Here is a 15,022-nt window from a genome sequence, read left to right as displayed (position 1 = left end):
CATTTGTATCATAGACTATTTATCTTTTTGTAGTTAAAAACATTTATTACATTCGGATAAATACTTGTTTAATCTCTTTTTAAAGAGATATAGAAAATAGCACTATGACTCAAAATATTTTTTTTCCAATTTTTCCCCATAAACATCTTTTAGGCATTAAAGGCCTAAGTGTACAAGATCTTGCCGCATTACTCGATCGTGCAGATGCAAATATTCTTCTTTCCAAGAAAATTAGTAAAAAGAAATCCACATTACGTGGACGAACTCAAATTAATCTTTTTTTTGAAGCTTCCACGCGAACACAATCATCGTTCGAGTTAGCGGGTAAAAGATTAGGTGCAGACGTGATGAATATAGCTATTAACAATTCATCCGTAAAAAAAGGAGAAACATTAATTGACACAGCAATGACCCTCAATGCGTTGAATCCTGATATACTTGTTGTACGCCACAATTGCGCTGGAGCAGCTGCCCTCTTAGCGCAACATGTTGATTGTTGTGTAATTAATGCAGGTGATGGTGCACATGAACATCCAACGCAGGCCTTATTAGATGCTTTAACCATCAAAAAAACAAAAGGCCGTATTGAAGGATTAACCGTTGCAATTTGCGGTGATATCCTGCATTCACGCGTTGCACGTTCTAATATAATAAGTCTCAATACTTTAGGAGCACGTGTTCGTGTTGTTGCTCCTTCAACGCTTCTACCCACCAGAATTGCAGATATGAGTGTTGAAGTTTTTAACACGATGAAAGAAGGCCTCAAAGAGGCTGACGTCATCATGATGCTACGCTTACAACGAGAGCGCATGACAGGTGCTTTTATTCCCTCCGTTCATGAATATTTTCATCATTTTGGTTTACATAAAGAAAACTTATCTTACGCTAAAAGTGATTGCATCATCATGCATCCCGGTCCAATAAACCGTGGTGTGGAAATTGCCTCTGATATAGCAGATGGGATACAAAGTATGATCCATACACAAGTAGAAATGGGAGTTGCTGTACGCATGGCCATTATAGAAGCTTTATTAGATTCGCGCCATAACTGGAGTGGAGAAAAAAAATGACACGGCCAATTGTTTTTCAAAACGCTCGTATTGTTGATCCTTCACGCGCGATCGATGAAGTGGGTACAGTTATTGTTGAAAATGGACTTATTACAACCTCTGGAAAAGAAGCCTTAAATCAAGGAACACCAGAGGATGCAGAAATTATTGATGCACGAAATAAAACAATTTTACCTGGACTGGTCGACGCTCGCGTTTTTGTTGGTGAGCCAGGAGCTGAACATCGTGAAACGATTGCTTCAGCAATCCAAGCAGCAGCAGCTGGTGGTATTACCTCCTTTCTTATGATGCCAGATACACAGCCAGTCATTGATAATGTAGCGCTTGTCGAATTTATCACACAGAAAGCACGCGAAATATCTTCGGTAAATATTTATCCTGTCGCCGCTATTACCCAAGGTCTCAACGGAAGAGAAATAACTGAATTTGGTTTGTTGAAAAATGCAGGCGCTGTTGCCTTCAGTGAAGGAAAAAAGACGCTTCAAAACGCATCTGTTATGCGACGGGCAATGACTTACGCACGTGACTTTGATATCACTTTGATTCACGAAACACAAGACAAAGACCTTACAGGTCAGGGTGTTATGAATGAAGGTCTTCTAGCAAGTTGGCTTGGTCTTTCCGGAATACCACGTGAAGCTGAAATCATACCACTAGAAAGAGATCTACGACTGGCTGCACTGACACAAACACGCTATCATGCTGCACAAATATCAACAGCTATGTCTGCAGACGCAATTCGTACTGCAAAGCAGTGTAATACAAAAATTTCAGCTGGTGTATCCATTAATCATTTATCCCTTAATGAAAATGACATTGGCGAATATCGTACATCTTTTCGATTAACACCTCCATTACGCGCAGAAGAAGATCGCATAGCAATGATTCAAGCCATAAAAGATGGCACAATGGATATTATCGTTTCTTCCCATGATCCTCAGGATATCGATGTAAAACATTTACCATTCCAAGATGCTGAAGCAGGCGCTATTGGTATGGAAACTTTATTTAGTTTAGCTTTACGCCTTTACCACAATGAAACCGTGCCTCTTTTACGATTGGCTGAACTTTTATCAACTGCCCCTGCAAAACTCTTTGGCTTAAATGCAGGCACACTAAAAAAAGGCGCTCGTGCAGACCTTATTTTAGTTGATCTTGATGAACCGTGGATATTATCTGTAGATATGCTGCATTCACACTCAAAAAACACACCTTTTGAGAATGCACGTTTTCAGGGGCGTGTACTCCAAACTTTTGTTAAGGGACGGTCAGTATTTAAACTTTCTCAAAAAAATTAATGAGATTTTAGATGAGAGAAATAGAAACACTTTTTCAATTCCACACATACTCAATTTTCCTCATATCCTATCTTATTGGCTCTATACCATTTGGATTGCTTTTCACACGATTTGCTAAACTTGGCGATGTAAGAACGATTGGCTCTGGAAATATTGGGGCGACCAATGTTTTACGAACAGGAAACAAAAAAATTGCCGCTCTGACTCTTCTTTGCGATACATTGAAAGGAACCATTGTTATTCTGATTGCAAAATTTTTCTTTTATCCAGTAGAAAATAATATTATTGTTCCTCTCACTGGATTTTTTGCTTTCTTGGGGCATCTTGTTCCCATATGGCTCAAATTCAAAGGCGGCAAGGGTGTTGCTACCTATTTAGGTGTATGCTTAGGATTTTATTGGCCAGCAGCAATTGTTTTTGCCATTATCTGGATAGCTTTTTTTTTCTTTACACGCTATTCCTCGTTATCCGCCATTATGGCTGTCATTATTGTACCAATTTTTGTTTATTTTTTCTTTCCAAACCTTTATGCTAACTGTATCATAGTAGCAATGAGCATACTCGTTCTTATAAAACATCATGAAAATATGAGCAGACTATTAGCTGGAGAAGAGAGTAAAGTTGGCGATAAAAACAGGAATAAAAAAGGGGATCCTGCTGACTGATCATCAACGTTTGAACTGGCTGCGACTGTTGCGCAGCGAGAATGTTGGAGCAGTTACTTTTCGCAATTTGATTGATTATTATAAAACAGCTGAAAATGCTCTAGATATGCTTCCTGAGCTAAGTAGAAAGGGAGGTTTTGGTGCATCTATCCGAATAGCAACGCTAGAAGATGCGGAAAAAGAAATGCAACAAGCCGAGAAATTGGGTATTCGGTTTGTTGGTGTAGGAGAACCAGACTATCCGCCATTCCTTAGAGCAATGGAATCTTCACCACCATTGATTGCCATAAAAGGAAATTTTTCGGTTTTTGATAAACCTTCAGTTGGAATTGTTGGCTCTCGAAATGCTTCTGCAGCCGGGCAAAAATTAGCCGCTCAATTTGCTAATTTTCTTGGAAATGCTAACTTTGCGATTATTTCTGGGTTCGCACGTGGCATTGATAGCATCGCTCATCAAGCAAGTTTGCTAACCGGCACCATTGCAGTTATGGCGGGTGGCATCGATCATATCTATCCTTCTGAAAATAACAAACTTTATGATGATATTATCACCAATGGTGGCGCTATTGTTAGTGAAATGCCAATTGGTTGGAAACCTCGTGCTGTCGATTTTCCAAGAAGAAATCGTATTATTGCAGGTCTATCGCTTGGTCTTTTAGTGGTAGAAGCCGCTATGCAATCAGGTTCCTTAATTACAGCACGCCACGCTGTTGAAACAGGACGTTTGGTTTTTGCTCTCCCCGGCTCTCCACTTGATCCAAGATCGGTTGGGACAAATAAGCTTATAAAAGAAGGCGCCTTACTGTCTACCCATCCTTCTGATATCATAGAAACGCTTACACCGTTAAGCCCGGATACAGATAATCTTCAACTCAATTTTTTTGAAGAATCAGATCCAATTCCATTGCAACCAGAAAGCTTTAGTTCACCCAAAGAACAAACCGATAGACCTTCTTCAATTGGAAATGACACAGAACGCACCGCCATCCTTTCAGCACTTTCAACAACCCCAATTGATTTAGATACACTCAGCATTCATTCAGGCGTCCCCTTACAAAACCTCTACCTCTTGTTGGTTGAGCTTGACCTTGCTGGAAAACTTATTCGACACTCTGGCGGTTATGTGTCATTGTCGAGTTCGAATCTTCACCAAGAGTTTCAGCGCTATTAATAATACTTTGTCCTTCTTCAACTACCATATCCAAAAGCAATGCTAAAAGTGGACTATGCGCTTGACGTGCCATCTGATTCATTTGCTTTGACATATCTGTAATATATTGGATAACTTTTAAACGATTTATAAACATAATTTTCTAACCTTAAGTATTCTCCTCATCTCTCAACAGACGTTATTTCAGTATTTTGCCGTATGCCTTTTATATTAGCCGTGAAAAATAAGTCGCACCATTATTCTTATAAGGTGTATTTTTAATAATAACAATCAAAAGTTGTATAATATAATTTTTTTATGTGCTCTTGACCAATTGCCATTAGCTATTCATTTGAAAGGAGTTTATAAAGATCATTTTTATTTCAACATTCGGATAAAATTATGGATATCGTTATCGTTGAATCTCCAGCTAAGGCCAAAACAATTAATAAATATCTTGGGTCTCAATATAAGGTAGTCGCATCATTCGGACATGTTCGTGACCTATCTGCAAAAGATGGTTCTGTTATTCCTGATGAAGACTTTTCCATAAAATGGGATATCGATACCGCTTCCGCAAAACGTTTGAATGAAATAGCAAAAGCAGTCAAAGAAGCTGATAGCCTTATTTTAGCTACTGACCCTGATCGTGAAGGAGAAGCCATTTCATGGCATATTCTTGATATTCTAAATCAAAAAAAAGTTTTAGGGCACAAACCTATTAAGCGAGTCGTTTTTAATGCAATCACAAAAAAATCTGTGCTTGACGCCATGAGTAATCCCCGCGATCTTGATACATCGCTCGTAGATGCCTACCTTGCGCGCCGTGCTCTTGATTATCTCGTCGGTTTTACACTGTCCCCTGTTTTATGGCGTAAATTACCTGGTGCTCGTTCGGCTGGTCGCGTTCAATCAGTCGCCTTACGTATTATTTGCGATCGCGAATCAGAGATAGAACATTTTATTAAGGAAGATTATTGGTCAATTACAACATACTTAAGAACACCCAAAAATGATGGTTTTTCTGCGAAATTGACAGCATTTAACCAAAAAAAGCTTGGCAAGCTTGATATTCAATCTCAAGAACAAGCAGATCAAATCCGCCTTATGTTGGAGGAAGCAGAATATCGTACATTAAGCGTCGAAGCAAAGCCCACAAAAAGAAATCCTTTTCCGCCATTCACAACATCTACATTACAGCAAGCTGCTTCTTCAAAATTAGGTTTTTCAGCTTCTCGTACTATGCAAGTTGCCCAAAAGCTTTATGAAGGTATTGAAATTAATGGTGAGATGGCAGGTCTTATTACCTATATGCGTACTGATGGTGTACGAATGGCGTCAGAAGCTATTGATTCGGCACGAAAAGTGATTAGTGGATCCTTTGGTGGCAATTATCTTCCTGAAAAACCACGTCTTTATTCAACAAAAGCAAAAAATGCACAAGAAGCACATGAAGCTATTCGCCCAACAGATTTTGAACGTCATCCCAATCAAGTACGCAATTTTCTCGACAGCGATCAAGCAAAACTCTATGAATTGATATGGAAGCGCGCTATTGCTAGCCAAATGCGTTCTGCTGAAATCGAGCGTACAACAATTGAAATTGAAGCGCGTCAAGGAGAAGATCTCGCAAATCTGCGTGCAACTGGTTCTATTGTTCGTTTCGATGGCTTTATTTCCGCTTATACGGATCAGCAAGACGAAGAAAGCAGCGATGAGGATGGAGCACGTTTGCCACAAATCAACGTTGATGAAATACTTACAAAAGAAAAGGTTGAAGCGACACAACACACCACGGAACCGCCTCCCCGTTATTCTGAAGCTTCATTAATTAAAAAACTTGAAGACTTAGGAATTGGCCGACCTTCAACTTATGCATCGACATTGGCAACACTCTGTGATCGTGGATATATCGTCGTTGATAAACGCAAGCTTATTCCTGATGTCAAAGGACGCATTGTTACAGCTTTTCTTGAAAATTTCTTTAATCGCTACGTAGAATATGGTTTCACGGCAGACCTTGAAGAAAAACTGGACCTTATATCAGATGGAAAACTTTCTTGGAAAAATGTTTTACGCGATTTTTGGAATGAATTTAATGCTTCCGTTACGAATATCCAAGAACTACGCATAACGAATGTCCTTGATGTTTTAAACGTAGCTTTAGCGCCTCTTGCCTTTCCTAAGCGTGAAGACGGAAGTGATTTTCGTTCCTGCCCTCTTTGTACAAACGGCCAATTATCCCTAAAACTAGGCCGTTATGGTGCATTTGTTGGCTGTTCTAATTATCCTGAATGCAGATATACACGTCAACTTGGCTCAGATGCAGGAGAAGAGAATGAAACTGTGCTCACTGATGAACCTGTTGTGCTTGGTGTTGATCCTGAAACGGGAAAAGATATCTCTCTTCGTAATGGTCGCTTTGGTCCATATCTTCAACTTGGTGAGGGCAAAGAAGCCAAACGTGCAGGATTGCCCAAAGAGTGGAAAATAGAAAATATTGGCTTTGATAAAGCCTTAGCTTTACTAGCACTTCCCCGTGAAATTGGAATTCATCCAGAAACCGGGAAAATAATTACAGCCTCAATTGGGCGATATGGCCCCTATCTTGCTCATGATGGAAAATATGCAAATCTTCTTAATGTAGATGAAGTTTTTGATATTGGAATCAATCGTGCTGTTACAGTGCTTGCTGAAAAACAAGATAATACAACAAAAAGAAGCAAGCCAGTCGCTGCCACGCTTGCAACCTTAGGGGATCATCCAGATGGTGGAATAATTACCATACGTGATGGGCGTTACGGCCCGTATGTTAATTGGAACAAAATTAATGCAACATTGCCAAAAGACAAAGATCCAATGTGTGTAACGCTTTCAGAAGCGTTAGAACTTATATCGATCAAAGAATCTAAGCCCAAAAAGCTACAAGTTACAACTAAAAAAGCAGCTTCAAAGAAAAAAACAACACAGAAAAAAACTTCCTCCAAAATAAAAGAGGCGTAAATTTTGGCTAAAGGCAAAAAAAATACAAAACATTCACAATCACTCAATATTGAACGATTACCCAATAAACAAGACATTCTTGCCTTTATCACTGAGAATCCTAACCTATCAAGTAAACGCGAAATTGCCAAAGCTTTTAACTTGAAAAGCGATTCTCGTATTTGGGTAAAAAACGTATTACGTGATTTAAAAGAAAATGGACTCATATCAAAACAACGTAAAAAAGTCATAACCAAAGAAAAATTGCCGCCAATTACTTTAGCAAAAATTAGTGCTTTTGATAACAATGGTGGTTTTATTGCTCAACCCCTTGAGTGGAAAAGTGATCAAAAGCCATACATTGTAATTCTCTCTTCTCGTCGTAAAAAAGAAGTCAATGTTGGTATTGGAGACCATGTTCTTGTAAAAGTTTTTCGAAAAAAGGTTCTTCATAGTGCCCCCTATACAGGACAAATTATCCGTAAAATTAATAAGCAAGAAACAACCACCCTTGGCGTAGTAAGAAAATTAGAAAATGGCCAATTGCTTCTTGAACCTATAGAACGCAAATTCAACGTACTTCTTCTCGATACACCTTCAGAAATTGATATAGAATCTGGTGCTCTCGTTGAAATTGAAATGAGCAAAGGCACTGATTATGGACTAAAAAGTGCAAAAATAAAAAATATTTTGGGACATATTGATAGTGAAAAAGCACTTTCAATGATTGCTCTTATCTCAAAAGGAATCCCGTATATTTTTCCTGAAGATGTTCTTGAGCAAGCTAAAAATATGAAGCCTTCCAGCTCAATCAATCGCGAAGATTGGCGGCAGTTACCATTTGTTACCATTGATCCACCAGACGCAAAAGATCACGATGATGCAGTTTATGCAACAAAGGATGAAGACCCTACAAATAGTGGTGGCTGGATTGTTACTGTCGCAATTGCTGATGTTTCTCATTATGTAAAGGCAGGAAGTCTTTTAGATAAAGAGGCCTTTAAACGAGGAAATTCTGTTTATTTCCCCGATCGTGTTGTGCCAATGCTTCCAGAATATATTTCTAATAACTTATGCTCTTTGCGTGAAGGAGAAGATAGACCCGCCTTAGCAGTCCGTATGATTTTTGATTCCAATGGCAACAAACGTGAACATAGTTTTCACCGAATTATAATGCGTACAGTAGCCAAATTGTCTTATCAAGAGATGCAAAGTGCTATTGAAGGAAATACAAATAAAAAGACCGCTTTTCTTCTTGAAGATATTTTGCAACCATTATGGAAAGCTTATATCAATCTCAAAAATGCGCGCAACCGTAGACAACCGCTAGAATTAGAAATTGCAGAAAAAAAGATTATTCTTGATGAAAATGGGCAGATTAAAGATGTTGTGGTTCCACCTCACTTAGAAGCACATCGTTTAATTGAAGAATTCATGATACAAGCGAATGTTGCGGCGGCGGAAACATTAAAGAAATATCATCAACCTTTTATTTATCGTATTCATGACAAGCCCTCTCTTGCAAAACAGGAAATATTGCGGGGCTTTCTTAAAAGTTTGGGAATATCACTCTCCCGAGGAGCTGAACTGACATCAGCGCGACTTAATAACATTCTGAAGAAGGTCGCGAATACACAACAACAAGAATTAGTCAATCAGGTTATTTTGCGCTCACAGTCTCAAGCTGAGTATAATCCTAAAAATATAGGCCACTTTGGATTGAATCTGAATAACTATACGCATTTTACATCACCAATCCGCCGTTATGCTGATCTAATTATTCATCGCGCACTTATTAAAATTCTACAACTAGGTGATGATATCTTAACAGATACTCAGGAACAAGATCTTGAAAAAATTGCTACGCAAATTTCTTCATATGAGCGCCGTGCAATGATAGCTGAAAGAGAAACCGTTGATCGACTTGTTGCACATTATTTGGCTGATAAAGTCGGCCATTCATTTGGGGGACGCATTTCCGGAGTTACAAAAGCGGGTCTTTTTATCTCACTCGATAAACTAAATGCTGATGGTTTTGTACCCATTTCTACACTTAAAAATGATTATTATCATTTTGATGAAACACAGCATGCTCTTATAGGGAAACGGTGTCGTAAGTGCTATCAACTTGGTGATATAGTAGATGTAAAACTTGTGGAAGTGCAGCCTCTTGCAGGTTCCTTATGCTTTGAAATGTTAACAAAACCTCGTCCTATAACTTTTTCTTCTGTTTCCTACCACAAAAACAAATTGATAGAAAAAAAACGGAATCGTGCTTTCCATAAATTGTAAAAAAAACTTCAAGATTCAAACTTCTGCTGCATTTCTCTAGAAAAATGTCGTATTAATTACAGATAGCAAAAAAATAAAATATTCTCTTTCACTGAAAATTATTTTTCCCCAAAAAATATGAAAAATTATTATCTTCTTGATAAGAAAGCTAATCAGCTCTTGACTTTCTTTACAAAATCCATAGGGTCATTATAGAATCTAATTGTATCAAAGGTGTATTTTGATAGCGAAATGAGATTGTTTTTAGTATAAAACGGGACATTTATTATGGCTAAGGCAGCAACTATTAAGATCAAGCTTTTATCGACTGCAGATACTGGTTTTTTCTATGTCACAAAGAAAAATAGCCGTACGATGACAGATAAAATGAGTAAACGTAAATATGATCCAGTGGTGAAAAAGCACGTTGAGTTCAGAGAAACAAAAATTAAATAATTGGCTTTATTCTATTGAAACACTTCGTTCTATTTAATTATAAGCATAGTGATTAGGCGTCATAAAATGGAAAGGAGTAAAATAATGGAAGCACTCGTTGAGGGTTTACTTGTTTTTGTATCCATGGTGATGTGGATAGGATCTGTGCTTTTTAATTAGATCCAAATTTGATCGCCAAAGATTTTGTTGAATACGTTAATGTAATCCATAATGAATAATAGAATGGAGCGGTGGGTATTTTTGTATAACGTGAAACAACATAAAGCTTTTACGTAAAGTGAAATCATTAACGTATTTATTATAGTTTTTTCTATCTCGTAGTAATTGGTTTCTATCTTTTCCGAGTGTGTCATCATATAAACTATTGTAAAGTGCTCTGTGCAGTTTTTTTCAAAATATTTCAAGTAATTATTTTTTATAAATTTTAAAGTATTGTAGTGGTTTTAATTAAGGTTCTATCCTGTTTCTAGCAAATATAAGCACTTTATTGGAAGAATTGAAAAGTGGGTTTTATCATCTGCTTCATAAATGATAGTGCTTAACATCTATTTCTTAACCTCATGAAAAGAAAAAACTTTCTTTCTAATTTAGGTAATTTTAAGCAAAAAGCTATCAGCTTAAGCATCCTTACGGCTTCTATTCTTTTCATTGATGTAGCAATCCATTTTAAGCATATTCAAACACAACCTCATAAGATAATGCCTGTTTCCAGAGGAATTATAAAAGGCAATGCCTCTATCATTGATGGCGATTCAATTGCGATTCTCTCCATTATGATACGGCTTGCAGGAATTGATGCTCCTGAACTTCATCAATTTTGCGGTATAAAAAAAAGAAGTTATCCATGCGGATTGAAAGCCAAAGAATATTTAGAAAAGCTTATAGCTAACCAACCTGTTACCTGTTATTGGAATAAAAAAGATAAATATGACCGTATCCTTGCCACCTGTAGAACAGATCAAATCAGCAATATTAATGCAACAATAGTGCATAATGGTTGGGCTGTAAGTTATTATAGCTATCGTAAAGAAGAAAAAGAAGCCAAAGAACAAAAAAAAGGTATATGGCAATCACCTTTTCAAATGCCACAGGAATGGCGAAAAGCTAATCCTTACATAAAATAAGCAAAATGATTTCTTTATTTGTACAAATGACGCTCATTTTTATCTATCATGAAGCAACAAAAATATGGTCAAATTATTAAACTTGAAGAAGACATTTATTCTTGTCGTGTTTGTATCGAACATCCACGGTACTTTCCCCCTCTCCCTCATGAGCCAAATCCTGTCGTCTATTTATCTCATACAGCTTCTATTGCAATTGCAGGTCAAGCACCAGGCTTACGTGTACATGAAAGCTCCATTCCCTTTAATGATCGCTCTGGCGAAAGATTACGTGATTGGCTTGGTGTAACCAGAGATGAATTTTATGATAAGTCTTTGTTTGCTATTGTCCCCATGGGATTTTGTTTTCCTGGCTATAACCACAACAAAGCTGACTTACCGCCAAGACGTGAATGTCAGGAAATATGGCATGAAAAAGTGTTTCAATCTATGCCACAAATAAAGCTTGTTCTTGCTATTGGACGTTATGCGCAAAAATGGCATATTGCGGAACTAAAACATAAAACTGTCTCAGCAACTGTTCAGGATTGGAAAAACATTCTTTCCACATATCAGCCCCGAGGATATCGTGTTATGCCTTTACCTCATCCATCATGGCGGAATACATCTTGGTTACAAAAACACTCGTGGTTTAATAATGAGCTTATTGTGGATCTCCGCTATTTGGTGCGTAAATTCTTATAAATTTGAATCAAAAAAGAAAAACATCATTAGTCTTGTGTAAAAAAACATTCATCTTTTGCGAAAAAACAGCATACTTTTTATTGCTGATATTACTAAAAAGTTAAACCTTTTGATATTGTTAAAGAAGTAAAGCTTTTCAAAATTCCTTGTTCGTAGAGCATTCAAAAATGCACAAAAACGGTAATTTAAGAATCATACTATCATTTTTCCAGAAAGAATAATGTATATGCTACTTTATTAAAAATAAATGACTCAAAATGCTTACGATATTCTATTTCTTCATAATAGAACAAATAGAATATACAATGGAGCAGCTCCTTCATTATACAAAGCTATGAAGATTCAAACACGCAAAACTCTAAAAGATTTTCCCGATATTATGATAATGTTTTTAAACAGCTTGCGCCTGCTTATTGAAAATAGCCATTTGTGCGTGGATTAAAACAGCAGCTTTAACGATACCAGCCGCTATAGCCGCCCCCGTTCCTTCACCAAGACCCATCCTCAAATCTAAAAGAGGGTCTTTTGCTATTTTTTCTAAAAGTTTACGATGCGCTGATTCAGAAGAAACGTGACCAACAATAACATGATCAAGAGCATTGGGATGTATTTTGTAAAGCACTGCTGCCGCGGCCGTTGCCACAAAACCATCCAAGATAACCGGAATTTTTTCCATTCTTGCGGCTAAGATAGCACCTACCATAGCAGCAATTTCACGTCCTCCTAAACGGCGCATGATTTCAAAAGGATCGTTTAAATAATTCTTATGCAAAGAAACTGCCGTTTTAACCGCTATTACCTTGCGTTCATAAAACTCTCCTACAGACTCCATACCTGGCTCTGTCCATTCTTCAGCTTCTCCACCAAATAAAGCTAAACATAAAGCTGAAGCTATCGTTGTATTACCAATTCCCATTTCACCAATACACAAAAGATCCGTTCCCCCAGCAATTGATTCCATTCCAAATGCCATTGTTGCAGCTGCACTGCGCTCATCCATTGCTGCATCTTTGGTAATATTCATTGTTGGATATTCCAGTGCTAAATCAAAAATTTTTAGTCCAAGATTATAAGCCACACAGATTTGATTAATAGCAGCACAACCCATTGTAAAATTTTCCACCATCTGCTGCGTTATAGACTGTGAAAATGGTGTAACATGTTCATCTATAACACCATGATTACCAGAAAAAATAGCCACCAAAGGCCGTGTTATGACTGGCGTTTCTCCACCTCTCCATCCCGCATACCAAACCGCAATATCGCCTAATTTTCCTAGCTCTCCCTGCACCTTTGTTAATTGTTCTTGCCGTTTTTTTGCCAAAATTGTAGCAAACTCATCAGCAACAGGTAAATTTGTCAGTAAAGCACGAAAATCATCAAATGGACTGGCAGTCATAAAACACCTTTTTCAAAGCTAATTAGAATCTTATCTGATAGACAGGGTACAAATAATTTGTGCTTTTTAAAAAATTGCTATCAACATACCACTGTTATTAAGGAAATTATTTATAAGTTAGGCTTTCTAACAAAATTGCCATTTCTTGGCTACTAATTTTACAGATTCTGACAATATTTGCCCATAATATAAACTGACTTCTCTATTCATTGATCAGGATATATAATAACCAGCTTCACGAGCATATTTAACAAAAATAATCTAAACAGTAGCGCTACAAATGCTTTTTACAAAAAAAACATAAAGCCATTTAAATAATTTGTATATCGGACTACAGTATATTGAGACTGGTTTTCGCTAGTGATTTATATATTACTTTTACTTTAAAAATCCTCAAAAAATCCCATCTCATAACAATTTTATCCGCAATAACTATCTATCTGTGATATATATTGTTTTTCTAAAATCTTAAAAGCATTTCATTATCGTAAATAATGATATTTAAATCTATTTTTTAAAATTTTTAAATTAGTTATAAAATATCTATAAATTACAATTTATTATATAAATTATTTATTATAAAATATTATAATAAAACTTATTTTAAGTAAGAGCTAAAAAAGCTTTTTTTAAAATGTGCACATCTGCATCTCTTTCTGTTGCATCACTTGATAATATTTGTCGCCATCGACGTGCACCCTTCCGACCATAAAACCAACCAATCATATGGCGTGTTACATGAGAAAGACGACCACCAGATGCAATATGTTTAGCAGCGTAATCACACATGGCATCTATAATATCACAATCGCTAAGATTATTCTGTGGTTCACCATATATTTCAGAATCAATAAGGTATAGCAAAGCTGGATTATGATAAATATGCCGTCCCAGCATAGCAGCATTGCATAATTTTAAATGTTCTTTTATTTGATTAATTGATTTAATACCACCATTTATACCAATGAATTTATTAGGATATTTATTCTTTAATCTATAAACTCTTTCATAATTAAGGGGTGGAATATCACGATTTTCTTTCGGACTTAATCCTTTTAACCACGCTTTGCGCGCATGCACCCAAAGTGCATCACAGCCAGCATTCCACACTCGATTAGCTAAACAATCTAAGGATTCTTCTTCATCTTGCTCATCCACACCAATACGGCATTTGACAGTTACAGATATGGTAACGACTCGCTTCATCGCTTCTACAGCACGCGCCACACTATCAGGATTTAGCATTAAGCAAGCGCCAAATGTGCCAGCCTGAACACGATCTGATGGGCAGCCAACATTGAGATTTATCTCATCATAACCAAAATCTTCTGCAATTCGTGCAGCCTCTGCTAACGTTTGCGGATCTGCTCCCCCTAATTGCAATGCAATAGGATGTTCTTGATCACTAAAAGCCAATAATTTTTCACGAAAACCATGAATCACAGCATCTGCTACAATCATTTCAGTATAAAGCAGAGTTTTTTTTGTTAAGAGACGATAAAAAAATCGGCAATGCCGATCTGTCCACTCTAACATTGGTGCTACCGCGAATTTTACCAACGATGGAGAACTATACAATGTCATAAAAGCGTTACTTACAAATTTCCATTATTATCCTCTTATGCATACGAGTAAACGATTTTTCCACTCTGCATAACAATTTTGTTGCTTTTGCCTATCAGCTGGATGATGAAAAAGCAAAATTATATCTAAATGATCTTTTCAATTTATCTCGTTTTATCAAAATCAACAGGATTCTAGCACAATATAGTGCTTCTAATGCAATAATTTTTAATATGTGATAGATTAACGACAACATGCAATACTGTAATTGATGATACAAAATATCAAATTATAACTATAAACTGTAGTAATAAGAACGACAACTGTAAACTGAATAAAACAATAAATTTACAACGGCAA

12 protein-coding genes are annotated in these 15,022 nt (G+C 36.8%); 9 read left to right on the top strand and 3 right to left on the bottom strand.

The features are described 5' to 3' along the window. Positions 1-104: 104 nt before the first annotated feature. The 4 genes from NPX98_RS05135 to dprA are packed head-to-tail and all read left to right on the top strand — an operon-like array spanning position 105 to position 4,204. Positions 105-1,070 carry an aspartate carbamoyltransferase catalytic subunit gene (locus tag NPX98_RS05135; RefSeq protein ID WP_269023082.1) on the top strand — a complete coding sequence of 322 codons (966 nt, stop codon included), beginning with the start codon at positions 105-107 and terminating at the stop codon, positions 1,068-1,070. Next, entirely contained in the window at positions 1,067-2,368 is a 1,302-nt protein-coding gene (locus tag NPX98_RS05130; RefSeq protein ID WP_269023081.1) for a dihydroorotase, read from the top strand. The genes NPX98_RS05135 and NPX98_RS05130 overlap by 4 nt, the downstream gene beginning before the upstream one ends. An 11-nt stretch (positions 2,369-2,379) precedes the next feature. Beyond that, the gene (gene plsY / locus NPX98_RS05125) at positions 2,380-3,033 is read left to right on the top strand and encodes a glycerol-3-phosphate 1-O-acyltransferase PlsY (RefSeq protein WP_269023080.1); all 654 of its coding nucleotides are present in this window, start codon (positions 2,380-2,382) and stop codon (positions 3,031-3,033) included. Then, entirely contained in the window at positions 2,990-4,204 is a 1,215-nt protein-coding gene (gene dprA, locus NPX98_RS05120) for a DNA-processing protein DprA (RefSeq protein ID WP_269023079.1), read from the top strand. The genes plsY and dprA overlap by 44 nt, the downstream gene beginning before the upstream one ends. On the opposite strand, the gene NPX98_RS05115 is transcribed toward dprA, so the two are convergent. After that, positions 4,134-4,340: a hypothetical protein gene (locus NPX98_RS05115; protein WP_269023078.1), complete on the bottom strand. Its 207-nt coding sequence runs from the start codon at positions 4,338-4,340 to the stop codon at positions 4,134-4,136. The genes dprA and NPX98_RS05115 overlap by 71 nt on opposite strands. 245 nt (positions 4,341-4,585) lie before the next feature. On the opposite strand from NPX98_RS05115, the gene topA reads away from it, so the two are divergent. From topA to NPX98_RS05090, 5 genes are all read left to right on the top strand, one after another. Next, positions 4,586-7,186 carry a type I DNA topoisomerase gene (gene topA / locus NPX98_RS05110; RefSeq protein WP_269023077.1) on the top strand — a complete coding sequence of 867 codons (2,601 nt, stop codon included), beginning with the start codon at positions 4,586-4,588 and terminating at the stop codon, positions 7,184-7,186. A gap of 3 nt (positions 7,187-7,189) precedes the next feature. Further along, positions 7,190-9,457, top strand: a complete 2,268-nt coding sequence (gene rnr / locus NPX98_RS05105; protein WP_269023076.1) for a ribonuclease R — start codon at positions 7,190-7,192, stop codon at positions 9,455-9,457. Between the two features lie 267 nt (positions 9,458-9,724). Beyond that, on the top strand, positions 9,725-9,892 hold the full coding sequence (gene rpmG / locus NPX98_RS05100; protein WP_269023075.1) for a 50S ribosomal protein L33: 168 nt from the start codon (positions 9,725-9,727) through the stop codon (positions 9,890-9,892). Between the two features lie 560 nt (positions 9,893-10,452). Beyond that, positions 10,453-11,016 (top strand): thermonuclease family protein, encoded by a 564-nt coding sequence (locus tag NPX98_RS05095; protein ID WP_269023074.1) that lies wholly within the window; start codon positions 10,453-10,455, stop codon positions 11,014-11,016. A 48-nt stretch (positions 11,017-11,064) separates the two neighbouring features. Next, a complete protein-coding gene (locus NPX98_RS05090) occupies positions 11,065-11,700 on the top strand; it encodes a uracil-DNA glycosylase family protein (protein WP_269023073.1) in 636 nt (211 codons plus the stop codon). Positions 11,701-12,091: 391 nt separating this feature from the next. Here the strand turns inward: NPX98_RS05090 and NPX98_RS05085 are convergent, their stop codons facing one another. Further along, positions 12,092-13,099: a nicotinate-nucleotide--dimethylbenzimidazole phosphoribosyltransferase gene (locus tag NPX98_RS05085; protein WP_269023072.1), complete on the bottom strand. Its 1,008-nt coding sequence runs from the start codon at positions 13,097-13,099 to the stop codon at positions 12,092-12,094. A gap of 603 nt (positions 13,100-13,702) precedes the next feature. Continuing rightward, entirely contained in the window at positions 13,703-14,683 is a 981-nt protein-coding gene (gene dusA / locus NPX98_RS05080) for a tRNA dihydrouridine(20/20a) synthase DusA (RefSeq protein WP_269023071.1), read from the bottom strand. Between the last annotated feature and the right edge of the window lie 339 nt (positions 14,684-15,022).

The sequence above is a fragment of the Bartonella sp. A05 genome (genome assembly GCF_026930145.1).
Classification (GTDB): Bacteria; Pseudomonadota; Alphaproteobacteria; order Rhizobiales; family Rhizobiaceae; genus Bartonella.
Note: the sequence above shows the minus strand (reverse complement) of the source record. Positions and strands in the feature narration are given on the sequence as shown.